The sequence below is a fragment of the Paenarthrobacter sp. NPDC090520 genome, from assembly GCF_044769205.1.
Lineage (GTDB): Bacteria > Actinomycetota > Actinomycetes > Actinomycetales > Micrococcaceae > Arthrobacter.
The window spans coordinates 102,262-120,616 of the sequence record NZ_JBIVXM010000015.1 but is presented as its reverse complement, the minus strand read 5'-3'; the positions used below and the strand labels follow the sequence as shown (position 1 = coordinate 120,616).

The 18,355-nt window shown below is 65.6% G+C and carries 14 protein-coding genes; 4 read left to right on the top strand and 10 right to left on the bottom strand.

Annotation, left to right across the window (positions count from 1 at the left end; genetic code table 11):
• Nucleotides 1-370: 370 nt before the first annotated feature.
• The 9 genes from ACIQTZ_RS17490 to argC all read right to left on the bottom strand — a co-directional run bounded on the left by ACIQTZ_RS17490 (nt 371) and on the right by argC (nt 9,874).
• Nucleotides 371-1,123 (bottom strand): maleylpyruvate isomerase family mycothiol-dependent enzyme, encoded by a 753-nt coding sequence (locus ACIQTZ_RS17490; protein WP_402982545.1) that lies wholly within the window; start codon nt 1,121-1,123, stop codon nt 371-373.
• Between the two features lie 77 nt (nt 1,124-1,200).
• Nucleotides 1,201-2,676, bottom strand: a complete 1,476-nt coding sequence (gene argH / locus ACIQTZ_RS17485; protein WP_402982544.1) for an argininosuccinate lyase — start codon at nt 2,674-2,676, stop codon at nt 1,201-1,203.
• The gene (locus ACIQTZ_RS17480) at nt 2,673-3,875 is read right to left on the bottom strand and encodes an argininosuccinate synthase (RefSeq protein ID WP_402943790.1); all 1,203 of its coding nucleotides are present in this window, start codon (nt 3,873-3,875) and stop codon (nt 2,673-2,675) included. Before ACIQTZ_RS17480 ends, argH begins: the two co-directional genes overlap by 4 nt.
• Nucleotides 3,876-3,929: 54 nt before the next feature.
• On the bottom strand, nt 3,930-4,466 hold the full coding sequence (locus ACIQTZ_RS17475; protein WP_402982542.1) for an arginine repressor: 537 nt from the start codon (nt 4,464-4,466) through the stop codon (nt 3,930-3,932).
• Complete coding sequence (gene argF / locus ACIQTZ_RS17470) at nt 4,466-5,467, bottom strand: ornithine carbamoyltransferase (RefSeq protein ID WP_402982540.1); 1,002 nt, start codon at nt 5,465-5,467, stop codon at nt 4,466-4,468. Before argF ends, ACIQTZ_RS17475 begins: the two co-directional genes overlap by 1 nt.
• Nucleotides 5,464-6,732 carry an acetylornithine transaminase gene (locus ACIQTZ_RS17465; protein ID WP_402982539.1) on the bottom strand — a complete coding sequence of 423 codons (1,269 nt, stop codon included), beginning with the start codon at nt 6,730-6,732 and terminating at the stop codon, nt 5,464-5,466. The genes argF and ACIQTZ_RS17465 overlap by 4 nt, the downstream gene beginning before the upstream one ends.
• Nucleotides 6,729-7,670, bottom strand: coding sequence for an acetylglutamate kinase (gene argB, locus ACIQTZ_RS17460; RefSeq protein WP_400331589.1), 942 nt, complete (start codon nt 7,668-7,670; stop codon nt 6,729-6,731). The genes ACIQTZ_RS17465 and argB overlap by 4 nt, the downstream gene beginning before the upstream one ends.
• 9 nt (nt 7,671-7,679) lie before the next feature.
• A complete protein-coding gene (gene argJ, locus ACIQTZ_RS17455) occupies nt 7,680-8,846 on the bottom strand; it encodes a bifunctional glutamate N-acetyltransferase/amino-acid acetyltransferase ArgJ (RefSeq protein WP_402982537.1) in 1,167 nt (388 codons plus the stop codon).
• On the bottom strand, nt 8,843-9,874 hold the full coding sequence (gene argC, locus ACIQTZ_RS17450; protein WP_402943803.1) for an N-acetyl-gamma-glutamyl-phosphate reductase: 1,032 nt from the start codon (nt 9,872-9,874) through the stop codon (nt 8,843-8,845). Before argC ends, argJ begins: the two co-directional genes overlap by 4 nt.
• Before the next feature lie 162 nt (nt 9,875-10,036).
• On the opposite strand from argC, the gene ACIQTZ_RS17445 reads away from it, so the two are divergent.
• From ACIQTZ_RS17445 to ACIQTZ_RS17430, 4 genes are all read left to right on the top strand, one after another.
• Entirely contained in the window at nt 10,037-11,125 is a 1,089-nt protein-coding gene (locus ACIQTZ_RS17445) for a fatty acid desaturase family protein (RefSeq protein WP_402982535.1), read from the top strand.
• A gap of 85 nt (nt 11,126-11,210) precedes the next feature.
• Nucleotides 11,211-12,176 (top strand): quinone oxidoreductase family protein, encoded by a 966-nt coding sequence (locus ACIQTZ_RS17440; RefSeq protein ID WP_402982534.1) that lies wholly within the window; start codon nt 11,211-11,213, stop codon nt 12,174-12,176.
• 108 nt (nt 12,177-12,284) lie between these two features.
• Nucleotides 12,285-16,244: a Pls/PosA family non-ribosomal peptide synthetase gene (locus ACIQTZ_RS17435; protein WP_402982532.1), complete on the top strand. Its 3,960-nt coding sequence runs from the start codon at nt 12,285-12,287 to the stop codon at nt 16,242-16,244.
• A gap of 51 nt (nt 16,245-16,295) precedes the next feature.
• A complete protein-coding gene (locus ACIQTZ_RS17430) occupies nt 16,296-17,633 on the top strand; it encodes a M1 family metallopeptidase (protein WP_402982530.1) in 1,338 nt (445 codons plus the stop codon).
• Here ACIQTZ_RS17430 and ACIQTZ_RS17425 read toward each other — a convergent pair.
• A complete protein-coding gene (locus ACIQTZ_RS17425; protein ID WP_402982529.1) occupies nt 17,630-18,265 on the bottom strand; it encodes a 4'-phosphopantetheinyl transferase family protein in 636 nt (211 codons plus the stop codon). The two genes, ACIQTZ_RS17430 and ACIQTZ_RS17425, sit on opposite strands and share 4 nt — an antisense overlap.
• Nucleotides 18,266-18,355 lie beyond the last annotated feature (90 nt).

Genomic DNA, 18,355 nt, shown 5'->3' with positions numbered 1-18,355 from the left:
CAATCAATGAAAAAGGATTCCCGATAAGGGCGATTACGTGACAGAGGGATCCCCGAAAAGAGCGACTACGTGAGAGAGGGATCCCCGAAAAGAGCGACTACGTGAGAGAGGGATCCGCGAGAAGAGCGATTACGTGAGAGAGGGATCCCCGAAAAGAGCGATTACGTGAGAGAGGGATCCCCGAAAAGAGCGATTACGTGAGAGAGCAATCCCCGAGATGGGCGATTACGTGAGAGAAGGATCCCCGATAAGGGCGATTACGTGAGAGAGCGATCCCCGAAAAGAGCGATTACGTGAGAGAGCGTTGGGGGCGTGTGGGTGGGGGCAACGGGGCGCTGGGCTTAACGGCGATGGGGTTAACGGGGTGGGGTTAACGGGCCGGGGTTTGGGGCTGGGCGGGGACGCCGCCGGGCCAGGGCAGGAGCTCGGGCAGGTCCACGCCATCCGCTGCTGCCGTCGCGCGGAGCGAACCAAGGCTTGGTTCGCGGCCGGCAAGCCAGGCGGCGATGTCCGTCAGCATTCCGGTGATGGCAATGGAGGTTCCACCGTTCCCGATGGTCTGCGGGGGAAGTCCCGTGGGCTGGAGGACAAACCTGTACTGTTCCGGCACCCGTGCGGCAAGGAAGCCGAAAAGGTGTTCGCAGAACGGCTTGCTCCACGTCTCGGGTCCGTAGCCCAGCCCCAGGTCCGCGGCGTGGATGACCAGTTCGCGCCACAGCGCCAGCCCGCCGTCGAGCACTGTACCGTCCCGATAGGTGATGCGCGCCTGCCAGCCGTCCGGGTCCAAAGCGTCGAACGCACCAACCGCCGAGTCCACCGCAGCGGTGACGGACGCCGTGTGCTCGGCGAGGCTGTGTCCCGCCGCCAAGTCGATCGCCTTGGTACGGCCTTCCATGCCGCCGTCGTACAGTTCGATCTTTTCGCCGCGCCGGGCGTACTCCAGTTGCCGGGCCATGGCCTTGGCGATTCCGCTGATATGGGCAAGGACGTGGCCGCGCGTCCAGCCGGGAAGTTCCGAGGCCTCAGCTATGGACGATTCATCCATTGTGGCGAGGAGGCGCGTGACGGTGCCGGCGGCTTTGTGAAGCTCTGCGGGCAGCGTTTCAGGGGTGATCTGGGTCATAGCGCCATGCTAACGCACCGTTAAACGCAGAGCGGGATGGCGCCACGAGGCACCATCCCGCTCTGGGTGGAGAATCGCTAGGACGCGTAGGCGCGTGCAGCGTCCAGTTCCGCTTCGAGGGCCGCAAGCTGGCGTTCGACGGCGGCTTGTGCCGTTCCGCCTTGCGAGTTGCGGCTGTTGAGCGAACCTTCCGTGCTCAACACAGACCGGACTTCGGGCGTCAAGTGCTCCGAGATCGCGGCATATTCTTCGTCCGTCAGGTCCCACAGTTCCACATTGCGGCTCTCGGCCTGCTTGACGGCAGCGCCGGAGAGTTCGTGCGCTTCGCGGAACGGCACGCCCTGGCGGACAAGCCACTCGGCAATGTCCGTGGCCAAAGCGAAGCCCTGCGGGGCCAAGGATTCCATGCGTTCGGTGTTGAACTTCAGCGTGGCGATCATGCCGGAGACGGCCGGAAGGAGAAGTTCCAACGTGTCGGCAGCATCGAAGACCGGCTCCTTGTCCTCCTGCAGGTCACGGTTATACGCGAGCGGCAGGCCCTTGAGCGTAGCCAGCAATCCGGTCAGGTTGCCGATGAGGCGCCCCGCCTTGCCACGCGCCAGTTCGGCGACGTCCGGGTTCTTCTTCTGCGGCATGATCGAGGACCCCGTGGAGTAGGAATCATGCAGGGTCACGAAGGAGAACTCCTTGGTGGCCCAGAAGATGACTTCCTCGGAAACACGGGACAGGTCCACGCCGATCATGGAGCACACCCAGGCGAACTCGGCGAAGACGTCGCGGGAAGCTGTGCCGTCGATCGAGTTGTGGACTGCCGAATAGAAGCCGAGGTCCGCGGCTACAGCCTCGGGGTCCAGACCGAGCGAAGAACCGGCCAAAGCGCCGGAACCGTACGGCGAGACACCGGCACGCTTGTCCCAGTCCTGGAGGCGCTGCACATCGCGCAACAGTGCCCAGGCGTGGGCCAGCAAGTGGTGGCTCAACAGCACAGGCTGGGCATGCTGCAGGTGCGTGCGGCCAGGCATGGCCACACCCGGGTGCGCCTTTGCCTGCTCAACCAACGCATCGATGGTGGCCAGGACTCCCTGCGCGATGATCCGTGCGTGGTCACGCAGGAACATCCGGCCAAGGGTTGCCACTTGGTCGTTGCGGGAACGTCCGGCACGGAGCTTGCCGCCAAGCTGGACCCCAGCACGCTCGATGAGGCCACGTTCCAGCGAACCGTGAACGTCCTCGTCGCTCTCGGCCGGAAGGTAAGCGCCGCTCGCGACATCCTCATCCAACTGGGTGAGTGCGGCAAGCATGCCCTCAAGCTCAGCGTCGTCCAGCAGTCCGGCTTTGGCCAGCACGCGGGCGTGCGCCTTGGATCCGGCAATGTCGTAGCGGGCCAGCCGCCAGTCGAAATGCGTGGACTTGCTCAGTGCGGCCAGCGCGTCCGCGGGGCCGCCGGCGAATCGGCCGCCCCACAAGGCACCTTCGTTTGTCCCCGAACGCTCCCCAACCTCGCTGCGCTCGGCCGGGGACCCCGGCGTTCGTGGGCCCTGCTGAGGACTCACTCAGCAACCCGCAGGTCGCGGCCCGAGGCAACCTTCGAGGACATGCCCCACAGCTCGATGAAGCCGCGGGCCATCGACTGGTCGAAGGTGTCGCCGGTGTCGTAGGTGGCGAGGTCGAAGTCGTAGAGCGAGGTCTCGGAGCGGCGGCCGTTGACGATGGCCTGGCCACCGTGGAGGACCATGCGGATATCGCCGGAAACGTACTTCTGGGTGTCCTCGATGAAAGCGTCCAGGGAGCGCTTCAGCGGGGAGAACCACTGTCCGTCGTAGACGAGCTCTGCCCAGCGCTGGCCGACCGTTGCCTTGAAGCGGGCCTGCTCGCGCTCGATGGTGATGTCCTCCAGGTGCTTGTGCGCGGTGATCAGCGCCATGGCACCCGGGGCTTCGTAGATTTCGCGGGACTTGATGCCCACCAGGCGGTCCTCAACGACGTCGATGCGGCCAACGCCCTGGGCGCCTGCGCGGCGGTTCAGTTCCTGGATGGCCTGCAGCGGGGTGACCTTCACGCCGTCGATCGCTACCGGGACACCGGCCTGGAAGGAAATGGTGACCTCATCCGGTGCCGGGGGGAATTCCGGGGTAGCGGTGTAGTCGTAGATGTCCTTGGTGGGAGCGTTCCAGATGTCCTCGAGGTAACCGGTCTCGACGGCGCGTCCCCAGACGTTCTGGTCGATCGAGTACGGGTTCTTCTTGGTGGTCTCGATCGGCAGGCCCTTTTCCTCGGCGAACGCGATGGCCTTGTCACGGGTCAGGGCGAGGTCGCGGACGGGTGCGATGCACTTCAGGTCCGGACCGAGGGTCTGGATGCCCACTTCGAAGCGGACCTGGTCGTTGCCCTTGCCGGTGCAGCCGTGTGCCACGGTGGTTGCGCCGAATTCACGGGCGGCCTTGACCAGGTGCTTGACGATGACCGGGCGGGAAATAGCCGAGACCAGCGGGTAGTGGCCCTGGTAGAGGGCGTTGGCCTTGAGGGTGGGCATGGCATATTCGTTGGCAAACTCGTCGCGGGCGTCCGCAACGTAGGCCTCAACAGCGCCGCAGCCCAGGGCGCGCTGGCGAATGGTCTCCAGGGACTCGCCGCCCTGTCCAACATCAACGGCGACGGCGATGACCTCGGCGCCGGTGGCTTCACCGATCCAGCCGATGGCTACGGACGTATCAAGGCCACCGGAGTAGGCCAGAACAATGCGCTCAGTCACGAGAGTGCTCCTTTGTGTGTTGCTTGTTTGTATCTAATGCTTGAAAAAATTACGTCAGTTGCCCGGACCGGCTTCTTCGGCCAACCGCAGGAAGCGGGCAGCGAGTTCCGCCCCGCCGTCAGGATCCCGGGACACCAACATCACAGTGTCGTCGCCTGCGATCGTACCCAATACCGACGGCATCACGGAGTGGTCGATCGCCAGCGCCAGGAAGTTGGCCGCTCCTGGAGGCGTCCGAAGCACCGCAATGTTGCCAGAAGCCTCCGCCGTCACCAGCAGTTCTCCGCACAGCCGGGTCAGCCGGGCATCCAGGATTTCCTGGGTGACGCCACTCTTGGCGTTCCGGTCTCCCCCTTCGCCGGGAACCGCATAGACCAGCGCACCGTCCTTACCGCGAACCCGTACAGCGCCCAGTTCCACCAGGTCGCGCGACAGCGTCGCCTGGGTGACCTGGACGCCGTCGTCCGCCAGCAGGGCCGCGAGCTCTGCCTGCGACCGGACGGACTCGCCTGTCAGGATGGCCGTGATGCGCGCCTGGCGGGCGGTCTTGGTGGCCGGGCTCGCGCCCGGCACCGAAGGATTGATGGACACTAGAACGTGCTCTCGCCGGTTCCTTCGACGGGGGCAAGTCCGTCGACGAACGCGAGCCCGGACTGGTGCATGAGCCAGGCCATGAGTGCTTTCTGGGCGTGCAGGCGGTTCTCCGCTTCGTCCCAGACGATCGACTGCGGACCGTCGATCACACCCGCGGAGATCTCATAACCGCGGTAGGCCGGGAGGCAGTGCAGCACCACGGCGTCAGGTGCGGCTTGAGCCATGGCGGACTCATCCACGGAGTACTCGCGGAAGAGCTGCATCCGGGCTTCCTTCTCTGCTTCCTGGCCCATGGACACCCAGGTATCCGTGGCAACGACGTCGGCACCCTTGAGGGCCTCCGCCGCATCGCTGGTGATCAGCACCGAACCACCGGTTTCGGCAGCACGCTCCTGCGCTGCGGCCACGATCTCCGCGGCCGGCAGGTAGCCCTCCGGTCCCGAGATCCGGACGTGCATGCCGGCGGTGACACCAGCCAGCAGGTAGGAGTTGGCCATGTTGTTGGCGGCGTCGCCGAGGTAGGCCATGGTCAGTCCTGCCAGCTCGCCCTTATGCTCCTTGACGGTCAGGAGGTCGGCGAGGAGCTGGCACGGATGGTAATCGTCGCACAGGGCGTTGATCACGGGGACCTTGGAGTTTTCCGCCATGGCAACCAACCCGGCGTGGGCTCCGGTCCGCCACACAATGGTGGAGACCATGCGCTCCAGGACCTTGGCGGTGTCCTCGACGGACTCCTTGTGACCGATCTGGGCCTCACCGGGGTTAATGATGAGGGCGTTGCCGCCCATGTCCGCGATGCCCGTGGCAAAGGAGACCCTGGTCCGGGTGGACGTCTTGTCGAAGATGACGGCGACGGTCTTGCGACCGTTTCCGTCCGCGGCGAACGGCTGGACGCTGTACGGCTGGGCCTTCATGCGGGCCGCAAGTTCCAGTACTTCGGCCTGCTCGGCAGGAGTCAGGTCAGTGTCCTTGAGGAAATGCCGGGTGGAAGTTGTCACTGTGCGTCCTTGGCGGTAGTGGCGGTGGCCGTAGCGATCAGGGCAGGAAGGGCAGCCAGGAAACGGTCAGCCTGTTCGGTGGTCAGGATAAGCGGCGGGGCCAGGCGGATGGTCCGCGGACCCGGGCTGTTGATGATGAAACCGGCGTCCAGTGCTGCCATGACCATCGCCGGGGCAATGTCTGCGTTGACGTCGAAGCCGATCAGCAGGCCTTCGCCGCGGACTTCGGTGACGCCCTCGACGGCGGCAAGGCGTCCACGGAGGTGCTGGCCCACGACCTGCACGTTCTGGAGGACGCCTTGGCTTTCGATGGCGTGCAGCGTAGCCAACGCGGCGGCCGTTGCTACCGGGTTTCCCCCGAAGGTGGTGCCGTGCTGCCCGGCGGTGAGCAGGGCCGACGTCGTGCTTCCAAAGGTGAGCAAGGCGCCCACGGGGAAGCCGCCACCCAGTCCCTTGGCGAGGGTGATGGCGTCGGGAACGATGCCCGCATCTTCGCTGGCAAGCCACTTCCCGGTCCGCCCGATGCCGGTCTGGACCTCGTCGAGGATCAGGAGAGCACCCGCAGCCGTGGTGGCTTCGCGGGCGGCCTGCAGGTATTCGGCGCTCAGCGGACGCACGCCGGCTTCGCCCTGGATCGGTTCCAGGAACACTGCCGCCGTGGAATCGTCGACGGCGGCACGAAGGGCTTCGATGTCGCCGAACGGGATGTGGACCACGCCACCGGGCAACGGCTCGAAAGGCGCCCGGTAGGCTTCCTTGGCTGTGAGCGCCAGGGCGCCCATGGTGCGGCCGTGGAAGGCGCCCTCAAGGGCAACGATCTTGGTCCGCTTGCCGTCGCCGCTGTTCCGGCGGGCCAGCTTAAAGGCGGCCTCGTTGGCTTCCGTACCGGAGTTGGCGAAGAACACCTTGGAACCGGCAGGTGCGTTGCTGATGGCAAGCAGCTTTTCGGCGAGCGCGATCTGGGTGGGACTGGTGAAGAAGTTGGAGACGTGGCCAAGGGTTGCCAGTTGGCTTGAGATGACCGAGGTGACGAACGGGTGGGCATGGCCCAGTGCATTCACGGCGATTCCGCCCAAGAGGTCAAGGTATTCCTTGCCGTCGGCATCCCAGACCAGGCAGCCGGCACCGCGCACGAGGACACGCTGCGGCGTGCCAAAGACGCCCATGAGCGAGGTGGAGTAGCGGGCCAGCCAGTCCGCGCCGCTGCTGTGCCCGGTGATGGCGTCGGCCGGAGTTTCGACCACTGCTGCTTCGTTGGTGCTCATGCGTTCACTTCCTCGTCAGGTACTACTTGGGTGCCGATGCCGGCCGTCGTGAAGGTCTCCAACAGCATGGAGTGCGGCAGGCGCCCGTCCACGATGTGTGCGCGTTCCACGCCTTCGTCGATGGCTTTGAGGCACGCAGCCATTTTGGGGATCATGCCGGATTCCAGGCGCGGCAGCATGTCCCGCAGCTCACTGGCCGTCAGCGAGGAGATCAGCGAGGACTTGTCCGGCCAGTTGGCGTACAGGCCTTCCACGTCCGTCAGGATCACCAGCTTGGAGGCGCCCAACGCAGAGGCCACTGCGGCTGCGGCTGTGTCCGCATTGACGTTGAGCACCTGGCCTGTGGTCTGGTAGCCGTTGCCTTCGTCGGTGATCTCCGGGGCGACCGTGGAAATCACGGGGATGCGACCGGCGTCGAGGATGTCCTTGATCCCTGCGGGATCGACGCCGACAACCTCGCCCACCAGGCCAAGGTCCACTTCCTCGCCGTCAACCACAGTCCCGGTACGAACAGCGCGGAGCAGCCCGCCATCCTCGCCGGACATCCCCACAGCGTACGGCCCGTGGGAATTGATCAGGCCAACGAGCTCGCGGCCCACCTGGCCGGTGAGGACCATGCGGACTACGTCCATCGCTTCGGGCGTAGTGACGCGGAGGCCGCCCTTGAATTCGGACTCGATGCCGAGGCGGCCCAGCATGGAGTTGATCTGGGGGCCGCCGCCGTGGACCACCACGGGATGGATGCCAACGTGGTGGAGGAACACGATGTCCTCGGCGAAGGCCCGGCGAAGATCGTCATTCACCATGGCATTGCCGCCGTACTTGATCACCATGGTGGTTCCGGCAAAGCGTTGGATCCAGGGCAGGGCCTCGATCAAGGTTCCGGCCTTGTCCTGGGCGGCACTCATGGAGGTGTTCTCGCGGGTGTGTGCGGTCATGGTCACCCCTTAGCTCGAGTACGCGCTGTTCTCATGCACGTAGTCGTGCGTGAGGTCGTTGGTCCAGATGGTCGCCTCGGCCTCGCCGGCCTGCAGGTCGATTTCGACCAACACTTCGCGGGGTTCCAGGTCCACCAGGTTGCGGTCGTCGCCGATGCTTCCGTTGCGGCAGATCTGGACACCGTTCATGGAAACGTTGAGCTGGTCGGCTTCGAAGACAGCGTCGGTGGTGCCGACTGCGGAGAGCACCCGGCCCCAGTTGGGGTCCTTGCCGAAGATCGCAGCCTTGAAGAGGTTGGACCGGGCCACGGACCGGCCAACAATTTCGGCATCGCGTTCACTGGCGGCGTTGAAGGTGCGGATGGCGATGTCGTGGCTGGCGCCCTCGGCGTCGCCGATCAGCTTGCGGGCCAGTTCGGCGCACACCGTCGTGACCGCCTCGCTCAGCTGCTCCGCCGACGGGAGCGCTTCCGAGGCACCCGAGGCGAGCAGCACCACGGTGTCGTTGGTGGACATGCAACCATCGGAGTCGGCGCGGTCGAAGGTGACACGCGTGGCATCCCGGAGGACGACGTCGAGCTCATTCGCGGGCACTTCGGCGTCGGTGGTGAGGACCACCAACATGGTGGCCAGCCCGGGGGCCAGCATGCCGGCGCCCTTCGCGATGCCGCCAACGGTGAAGGTCTTGCCTTCTGCGTCCTGGCCGGTGAAGACGGCTTCCTTGGAGACGCTGTCCGTGGTCATGATGGCAGTCGCTGCAGCGGCGCCGCCCTCCTCGGAAAGCTCGTTGAACGCGGCTTCAACACCCGGCAGGATCTTGTCCATGGGCAGCTGCTCGCCGATCAGGCCGGTGGAGCACACCACGACGTCGGAAGCCGAGACTCCCAGCACTTCTGCCACTTTCTCTGCCGTGGCATGGGTGTTCTGGAAGCCCTGCGGACCGGTGCAGGCGTTGGCACCACCGGAGTTCAGGACGACGGCGTCGACCCGACCATCGCTGACTACCTGGCGGGACCAGTGCACGGGCGCCGCCGCGACGCGGTTGGACGTGAACACCGCGGCAGCTGACGTGAGCGGGCCGTCGTTGACGACGAGGGCAAGGTCCGGGTTTCCCGAGGCCTTGATGCCGGCCTTGATGCCTGCAGCGCGGAATCCCTTGGGGGCGGTAATGGTCACGGTGCAACTCCCTGCAGGTTCAGGCCGGCGGTTTCATCCAGGCCGAGGGCAATGTTCATGGACTGCACGGCGCCGCCGGCAGTTCCCTTGGTGAGGTTGTCGATGGCGCACGTGACGATCACGCGGCCGGTGTGGGCATCGAAGGCCAACTGCATCACTGCGTGGTTGGAGCCCTGGACAGACTTGGTGGTGGGCCACTGGCCCTCGGGCAGCAGGTGCACGAACGGCTCGTCGTCGTACGCATCTGCCCAGGCCTGCCGCAGCTCCACCGCGGTGACACCGTGGCCAACCTTGGCAGTCGCCGTGGTGAGGATCCCCCGGCTCATGGGAGCCAACGTGGGCGTGAAGGAAACCGTCACCGGCTCCCCCGCGGCATTGGACAGCCCCTGCTCGATCTCCGGCGTGTGGCGATGACCGCCACCCACGCCGTAGGGGCTCATGGAACCCATGACCTCGGAACCGATCAGGTTGACCTTGGCGGCCTTGCCGGCACCCGAGGTACCGGAGGCTGACACAATGACGACGTCGTCCGTGAGGAGCAGGTTGTTGGCGAACCCGGGCGTCAAGGCGAGCAGGGCCGACGTCGGGTAGCAGCCGGGTACGGCGATGCGCTTGGCGCCCTTGAGCGCCTCGCGCTGGCCCGGCAGTTCGGGCAGGCCGTAAGGCCACGTGCCGGCATGGGCCGAGCCGTAGAACTTTTCCCATGCCGCGGCGTCCTGCAAGCGGTGGTCCGCGCCGGCGTCGATGACTACCGTGCCCTCCGGCAGTTGGGCAGCGATCTCCGCTGACGCGCCGTGCGGCAAGGCGAGGAAGACGACGTCGTGACCCGTCAGGTTCTCTACGGTGGTGTCTTCGAGGATCCGGCTGGCCAAACCATGGAGATGCGGCTGCAACTCCCCTAGTCTGGAACCGGCGTTGCTGTGCGCGGTGATCGCGCCGATGGTGACGTTGGGATGGTTCGCCAGCAGGCGCAGCACTTCTCCCCCGGCGTAGCCGCTGGCACCGGAGACGGCAACAGAAATAGTCATGGCTCCAGCATACAGCAAAGTTATTCATACTTGCTGATATTTATGCACGCCTCGGGAGAACCTCATTTGGTGCAGCCCCGTATGCTTGTTGAAGGGTGATCCAGACCGTGCAGACCGAACGTCGGCTGCAGCGTTGCCCGTTATCGATACGGGGCACATTCCATGGCACCCACATCCACCGCTGAGCGCCCCAAACCACGCGCAATTCAGCCGAATCCCGTCGTACAGAGCTATTCAGAGCTCCTTAAGAGCGTCAAGAAAGCCGGACTCCTCGAGCGCCGCAGCGGCTTTTACCTTTGGGTGTTCGTGGCCCTGGTTCTGCTGATGGCAGGTACCTGGCTCGGCTTCGCCCTCCTGGGCGAGTCGTGGTACCAACTCCTCATCGCCGCCGCCGTGGGCATTCTCTGCACACAGCTGAGCTTCCTTGCGCACGAGGCCGGGCACAAGCAGATCTTCGCGTCCAGGCGTGCCAACGACTGGTCCGCGCGCCTGCTGGCCACTGGTGTAGCTGGCATCAGTTACTCCTGGTGGGAGCAGAAACACGGCGCCCACCACAACCATCCCAACGTCATCTCCAAGGACCCGGACATCCGGAACAATGCCCTGGTCTTCCATGAGGACGCGGCAGCCGAGCGCAAGGGGCGCCTGGCCTTCCTGACGCGGAGGCAAGGGTGGTTTTTCTCCCCGCTCCTGACGCTCCTGGGCCTGAGCCTCCAGTTCGATTCCCTGCGCTTCGACTTCGGAAAGCAGAAGGTGCGGCACCGTTGGGTTGAGACGCCCATCCTGGTGGCCCGGCTCGTGGCCCTGCCGGTACTGGCGTTCACCTTCCTTCCCATCGGCATGGCCTTTGCCTTCCTCGGAGTTCAGATCATGGTCTACGGGTTTTACATGGGGGCGTCCTTCGCACCAAACCACAAGGGGATGCCCGTCCTGCCCAAGGACAGCCGCGTGGACTTCCTCAACAGGCAGATCCTCACCTCCCGCAACATTTCGGGCGGGCGCTTCATGGACTTCCTCCTGGGTGGCCTGAACCGGCAGGTAGAGCATCACTTGTTCCCTGACATGGCGAGGCCACACCTGCACAAGGCCGCGGGAATAGTGCGCGAATTCTGCGCCAAACACTCCATTCCCTACACCGAAACATCACTGATGCAGTCCTACGGGATCGTGGTCAGCTACCTCAACGACGTCGGCCTTGCAGCCGGGCGCGGCTTCGACTGCCCGGTTGCTTCGACGCACGGACGCCGCTAGCCGTTCGACACCATGGGTGGCTTGCTCCCTAGGATGGAATCTGGAACCGGGCACCGGAAGGACCGTCCCGGATTAAGGAGCCACCATGACGCACGCGATCGTTGCCCAGCAGCCCGGAGGGCCCGAGGTTCTTGAGTACACCGCCGTTGAGCCACTGCAGCCCGGTCCCGGACAGTTGCTCATCAAGGTTGCCGCCGCAGGGGTCAACTTCATCGAGACCTACCAGCGAAGCGGCATCTACAAAGTTGAATACCCTTTCACCCCGGGTGCAGAAGCCGCCGGAACCGTGGAAGCCGTGGGCGACGGCGTGGAGGACTTTGCCATCGGCGACCGCGTGGCAACCGCCGAGGCCTCCCGGACCTACGCCGAGTACGCCTTGGTGGACGCCGCGAAGGCATTGCCCGTTCCGGACAAGGTGGATGACCACACGGCAGCCGCGCTACCGCTGCAGGGCATCACCGCCCACTACCTCATGAATTCCTCCTTCCGCGTGGAGCCGGGGCACACTGTCCTCCTGCACGCAGGCGCCGGCGGCGTGGGACTGCTGCTATCGCAGCTCCTGAAGGCCAGGGGCGCGAGGGTCATCACCACCGTTTCCTCGGACGAAAAGGCAGACCTCTCAACATTGGCCGGCGCAGACGAAGTGCTGCGCTACGACGGGTTCGCGGAAAAGGTCCGCGAACTCACCGACGGCGAAGGCGTCAATGTTGTTTACGACGGCGTCGGGAAAGACACGTTCGACGATTCGCTGAAGAGCCTGCGCATCCGGGGTTCGCTGGTGCTTTTTGGAGCAGCCTCCGGCCCGGTCCCACCGTTCGATCCCCAGCGCCTGAACGCGGGCGGATCCCTCTCCGTCACCCGCCCCACCATGGTCCACTTTGTCCAAAACACCCATGAGCGCCGGTGGCGGTCCACCGAAATTTTCGAAGCCGCAGCGAACGGAACCCTCTCGGTACGGATTGGCGCCCGCTATCCGCTCGCGGAAGCCGCCCAGGCCCATCGGGATCTGGAAGGCCGCAAGACCACCGGTAAGGTGCTGCTGCTTCCCTAGCTGCAGGGAAACGTTCGGTTGCTGCCAGGCGAACCCCTGTGCAACACATTGTGACGAGCAGGAAACGTCAGACACCTATTGTTCACCTTCCTGGGTAAAGCTGGGCCGGTGAGCATAGATCATCCTGGCGCGGCCGCGGTTTCACCTGCCGTGGCCGCCTACCGCCCCCAGTTCCCGGGGGCGTCAGCAGCACCCGCCGAACGTACCCTCGTGGACATCCTGGAGGAGACTGCACAGTCCTTCCCCGAAGCATCAGCGTTGGACGACGGCCAGAAGTCACTGAGCTACACCGAGCTGCTGGCCGCGGTCCGCACTTTCTCGCGGGCCCTGAACGAGGCGGGGCTCGGCCGCGGGGACAAGGTGGGTGTCCGCATTCCGTCGGGCACCAATGAGCTCTACATCGCCATCCTTGGCATCCTCATGTGCGGTGCAGCCTACGTTCCGGTCGACGCCGACGATCCCGAGGAACGCGCCAAGCTGGTGTTTGGCGAAGCCAAGGTGGGCGCAGTCATCGGCGCGGGCCTGTCCGTCAAGGCAACGGATTCCTCGCACGGACCCATCCGGGGTGGGAGCAAGCCAGGGTTGGATGACGATTCCTGGATCATCTTCACCTCCGGTTCCACGGGCACGCCCAAGGGCGTGGCCGTCAAGCACCGCTCGTCCGCCGCCTTTGTGGACGCAGAAGCCCGCATCTTCCTGCAACCCGAACCGATCGGACCCCAGGACCGCGTCCTGGCCGGATTGTCCGTCGCCTTCGACGCCTCCTGCGAGGAAATGTGGCTCGCCTGGAGACATGGTGCGTGTCTGGTCCCGGCTCCCCGCGCGCTGGTCCGGACGGGCATGGACCTGGGTCCATGGCTGATCAACCACGGCATCACAGTGGTCTCCACCGTGCCAACCCTCGCGGCCCTCTGGCCCGCCGAAGCCCTGGAAAACGTCCGCCTCCTGATCTTCGGCGGCGAAGCCTGCCCGCCCGAACTGGCCGAAAGGCTCGCCGTCGACGGCCGGGAGGTCTGGAACACCTATGGCCCCACGGAGGCCACGGTCGTTGCCTGCGCCGCACCCTTGGGAGGTCCGGGGCCAGTCAGGATCGGACTGCCCCTGGACGGGTGGGACCTGGCCGTCGTGGATTCCGCAGGCGTTCCGGTAGCCGAAGGCGACGTCGGCGAGTTGATCATCGGCGGCGTGGGCTTGGCCCGATACCTCGACCCCGCCAAGGACGCGGAGAAGTACGCACCCATGCACACGCTGGGCTGGGAGCGGGCTTACCGCTCGGGAGACCTGGTCCGCTTCGAGGCCGAGGGCCTCATCTTCATGGGCAGGGCCGATGAACAGGTCAAGCTCGGTGGCCGGCGGATCGAACTTGGCGAAGTCGATGCCGCCCTCCAAGCCCTGCCGGGTGTGGCCGGCGCAGCGGCGGCCGTGCAGACAACGGCCGCCGGCAACCAGATCCTGGTGGGCTACCTCGCCGCCTCCGACGGCGTCAGCCTGGACCTGGACGACGCCCGGAAGGCACTCGGCGAAAACCTGCCCGCAGCCTTGATTCCCCTGCTCACGACGGTCGACACGTTGCCCACCAAAACCAGCGGCAAGGTTGACCGCCATGCACTGCCCTGGCCGTTGGCTGGCGCGGCTGCCGCTGCCGAGCCCGGCGATACTCCCTTGAACCTGCCCGACGACGCGCGCTGGGTGGTGGAGCAGTGGGAGTCCGTGCTGGGCAGCACCGTGGGCTCCCTCGATGCCGATTTCTTCGCCTATGGCGGGGGCTCGCTCGCGGCGGCCCAGCTGGTTTCCGCGTTGCGCGTCCGGTACCCCACCATCACGGTGGCCGACATCTACGCCACGCCGCGCGTCGGGGCGCTCATCGACGCCGCCCGGCAGTCGATTCCCGACGGCGGTACACCCGGTCCCGCTGCTGAGCGCACCGTGCGTCCCACCGCCCTGAAGTCACAGATTTTCCAGGTCCTCATGGGCGTCCCGCTGCACATCCTGGTGGGCATGCGCTGGCTGACCTACCTGATGGCCGCCAACCGCCTCCTTGCCGATTACGCGGGGTTCGCTGCGGCACCGGTGGTCTCGTGGTGGTGGATTGCTGCTTCGTGGCTGGTCTTCGTCAGCCCCTTGGGCCGCATGGCGATCTCCGTGGCAGCTGCCCGGCTGCTCCTGCACGGAGTCCAACCCGGCACCTACCCGCGCTCCGGGAAAACCCACCTGAGGCTTTGGCTCGCGGAGCAGATCCAGGACCTGTCCGGCGCCATCGGCCTGGCCAGCGCACCGTTCGTTCCGTATTATGCCCGGGCCCTCGGAGCGAAGATCGGACGCGACGTCCACCTGCATTCGCTGCCTCCCGTGACGGGACTCCTGTCCTTGGGCAGCGGCGCAAACATTGAACCCGAAGTGGACCTGTCCGGCTGGTGGGTGGATGGCGATTCCGTCCACATCGGGCAGATCCACGTGGGGGCCGGAGCAGTAGTGGGCTCCCGCAGCACCCTGATGCCGGGCGCCACCATCGGGGCGGGCGCACACGTCGAAGCCGGCTCGGCCGTGTTGGGCAAGGTCAAGTCCGGGCATCTCGTGGCCGGCTCACCTGCTGAGCGGCGGGGCAAGGCCAAGCACGAATGGCCCGACGTGGTGCATCAGCGGACCCTGGGCGACAGGCTTTGGTTCTCGGCCTTTGCCGGAGCTTCTGCGTTGCTTGCGCTGATCCCCTACGTCTCGGCCTTCGTTGGTGCACTGGTGATCCTCGCCTTCATCCGGGGCCACGAATCCCTCGAAAGTGCCGTTCCCCAGATCCTCGCAGCCCTCCCGCTGGCCGCGTTGGCATGGTTCTTTGCGAATCTCCTCCTCATCCTGGTCGTGGCCCGCCTCCTGGGTTTGGGCCTCAAGGAAGGCTACTACCGCGTCCGGAGTCGCGTCGGGTGGCAGGTCTGGGCCACCGAACGCCTCCTGGACATGGCCCGCGACCTTCTCTTTCCCATTTACGCGAGCCTGTTCACACCGATCTGGCTGCGGTTGCTCGGCGCCAAAGTGGGCAAGAACGTGGAAGCGTCCACGGTCCTCCTGGTCCCCCGGATGACCACCATCGGGGACGGCGCCTTCCTGGCGGACGACACCATGGTGGCCTCCTATGAGTTGGGCGGCGGCTGGATGAAGATCGCCCCGGCCAAAATTGGCAAGCGCTCCTTCCTCGGCAACTCCGGGATGACCGCTGCCGGACGCAATGTTCCCAAGAACTCGCTGGTGGCAGTTCTCTCCGCGACCCCGGCAAAAGCAAAGTCCGGAACCTCGTGGCTGGGCAGCCCACCCGTCCGCTTGCGCAGGACGGCCGTGGACGCCGACCAGACGCGCACCTTCCGTCCACCGTTCAAGCTCAAGCTCGCCCGTGCGCTGTGGGAGCTGTGCAGGTTCGTCCCGGTCATTCTCACCGTAGCCATCGCCGCGGGCTCCATGCTGGCCTTCAACGCGATCGCGCAACTTTGGGGTTACTGGGCGGCCGCCCTTCTCGGTGGCGTCGTCATGTTGGCTGCGGGCGCGGTAGCCGCAATGAGCGCAATCGTCGCCAAGTGGGTGCTGGTGGGTACCATCCGCGTTGGCGAGCACCCGCTCTGGAGTTCCTTCATCTGGCGGAACGAGGTAGTGGATACCTTCATCGAGATGGTCAGCGCACCCTGGTTCGCGCGCTCGGCGGCGGGAACTCCGGCCTTGGTGTGGTGGCTCCGTGGGCTGGGCGCCAAGATCGGGCGCGGAACCTGGTGCGAGAGCTACTGGCTTCCGGAGGCTGACCTTGTGACCCTCGGCGAGAACTCCACGGTTAACCGCGGCTGCGTGGTCCAAACCCACTTGTTCCACGACCGCGTCATGAGCATCGACACCGTGACGCTCGGCGCCGGCGCCACCATGGGTCCGCACGGCGTCATCCTCCCCGCCGCACGTGTGGGCGACGGCGGAACCGTTGGACCGGCGTCGTTGGTCATGAGGGGCGAGACCGTACCGGCCGGAACCTATTGGATGGGAAATCCCGTCAGCCCCTGGGAAGGTCCGGCCGCACAGTCCGCGAGACTCAAGTAGATTGGGCACACGGCAACAGCAGGAGAACCAGGATTGAGGCCACCGCACTTTATGACCGCAGCGACCACAAACACCGCCGCCGACCCCTACACGCTGGACCACGGGAGCACGGGCTACCGCGTGGACAGGTACGAGCTTGACCTCGACGTTCGGCTCGGCAGCAACAGGTTGATCGGGCGGGCCGTCCTGCGGTGTACCGCGTTGGAATCCATGAGCCAGGTCATCCTGGATTTGGTAGGCCTGCGGGCATCAAAGATCCAGCTGGACGGGAAGAAGGTCCAGAAGTTCAGCCAGCGCAGTGAGCACTTGGTCATCGCTGCCCAGGCTCAGATTAAGTCCGGCCAGCAGTTCGACCTGGATATCCGCTACGAAGGCAACCCCCAGCCCCGGAGGGGGCTCTGGGGCGAAGTCGGCTGGGAGGAACTCACCGATGGTGTCCTGGTGGCGGGCCAGCCGAACGGCGCCGCGTCCTGGTTTCCCTGCAACGACCACCCGCGGAGCAAGTCGAGCTTCCTGATTTCCGTCACCACGGACGACAATTACCGTCCGGTCTGCAATGGCCGGTTGGTGTCCAGAACCCGGAAATCGAGCCGCGAGACCTGGGTCTATGAACATGCCCAGCCCATGGCGACGTACCTGGCCACCGTGCAGATCGGACGTTACGGCCTGATTCCGCTGAACGCCAACGACACCCACCAACGCGTTCCGCAATTCGCGGCTGTTCCGGCGGGCCTGGCCGAGGACGCACGCATGGGCCTGCGCCGGCAGCCGGACATGATGCGGACCTTCGAGGATTGTTTCGGTCCCTACCCCTTTGCCGAGTACACCTCGGTGGTCACGGAAGACGAGCTGGAGATTCCCCTTGAGGCGCAGACCGTGTCCATCTTTGGCCGCAACCATATGCGGGACACGTGGGAAGCCCAACGCCTGATCGCCCACGAGCTCTCGCACCAGTGGTTCGGGAACTCACTGACGGTCAGCAGCTGGAAGCACATTTGGCTGCATGAGGGCTTCGCATGCTACGCCGAATGGTTGTGGTCGGAGGAGTCGGGAACCATGGGCGTTCCCGCCCGGGCGCTGGCAGCGTGGAAGAAGCTCGACGGCGGTCCACAGGACCTTTTGGTGGGCGATCCCGGCCCGGAGCTGATGTTCGACGACCGGGTTTACAAGCGTGGTGCCCTGGCCGTGCACGCCCTCCGCGTCAAGGTGGGAGACGAAGCCTTCTTCGGCTTCCTCCAGCACTGGACCGCGGCCAACCGCCACGGTTCGGTGTCCACGGAGTCGTTCATCGAAGCCGCCAACGCCTTCGTACCAGGCCTGGACGCCGGTTCCGTCCTGCGTCCGTGGCTCTACAACGCCGCGCTTCCCCCACTGCCGTCCGCTCGCTAGCCGAGTGCCAGCGCTGCCACGAGCCCATCCGGGAGCGGCCGTCCACCCACGGCGCCTACATCTTGTATGCCCGGACGGTTCAGCACATCCACGGCAGCCGGGTCCAGGCGAAGCCCGTCGCCGGTCATCTTGAGCCAGGCTTCCTTCCGTGCCCAGAGCCGTGCCCTCTGGGCGTCGCGCTCCACTTCCGGCGCCGCGTCGATCAGCCTGCGTTCCCCCGCGGTCAGGGCAACGTCGTCAAAGCCCTCGAAGCCAACCCGGCTTACCGCTTCAAGGTCCACTCCCAGCCGGAGGCCTTCCGCTGGATGCACGACGCCGGCCAGCAGCATCCAGCCCGACGCCCGGGAGGCGCTGAGCACCAAAGGCGCCGGACCGTCGTCGAGCATGAATCCGGGCCGGCCGTGATCCTGGCCGGGGCCGCACTGGGGACAGCTGTAATCCGGCGTGAGCCTGGACGGATCCACCGCCAATAGCTCCGCAGCGAACCGACGCAAGGCAATACGCCCCGCAACGAATTCATCCCGGTCCCGCGCGGACGCGAAGCGCGCCGCACGGTGTTCCCCGGCTCTTCCCAAAGCCAGCGCGAGCGGTGATTCAAGAAGTGCCACCTCCCCGAGTTGGAGCAGCCTCAAAACCGGCTCCAAGTCTCCCCCTCTTAGAGCAACGCGGGGTCACTTTCGGCCCAATAATCCCTTCGGAATGGGCTGCAAGTGACCCCGCGT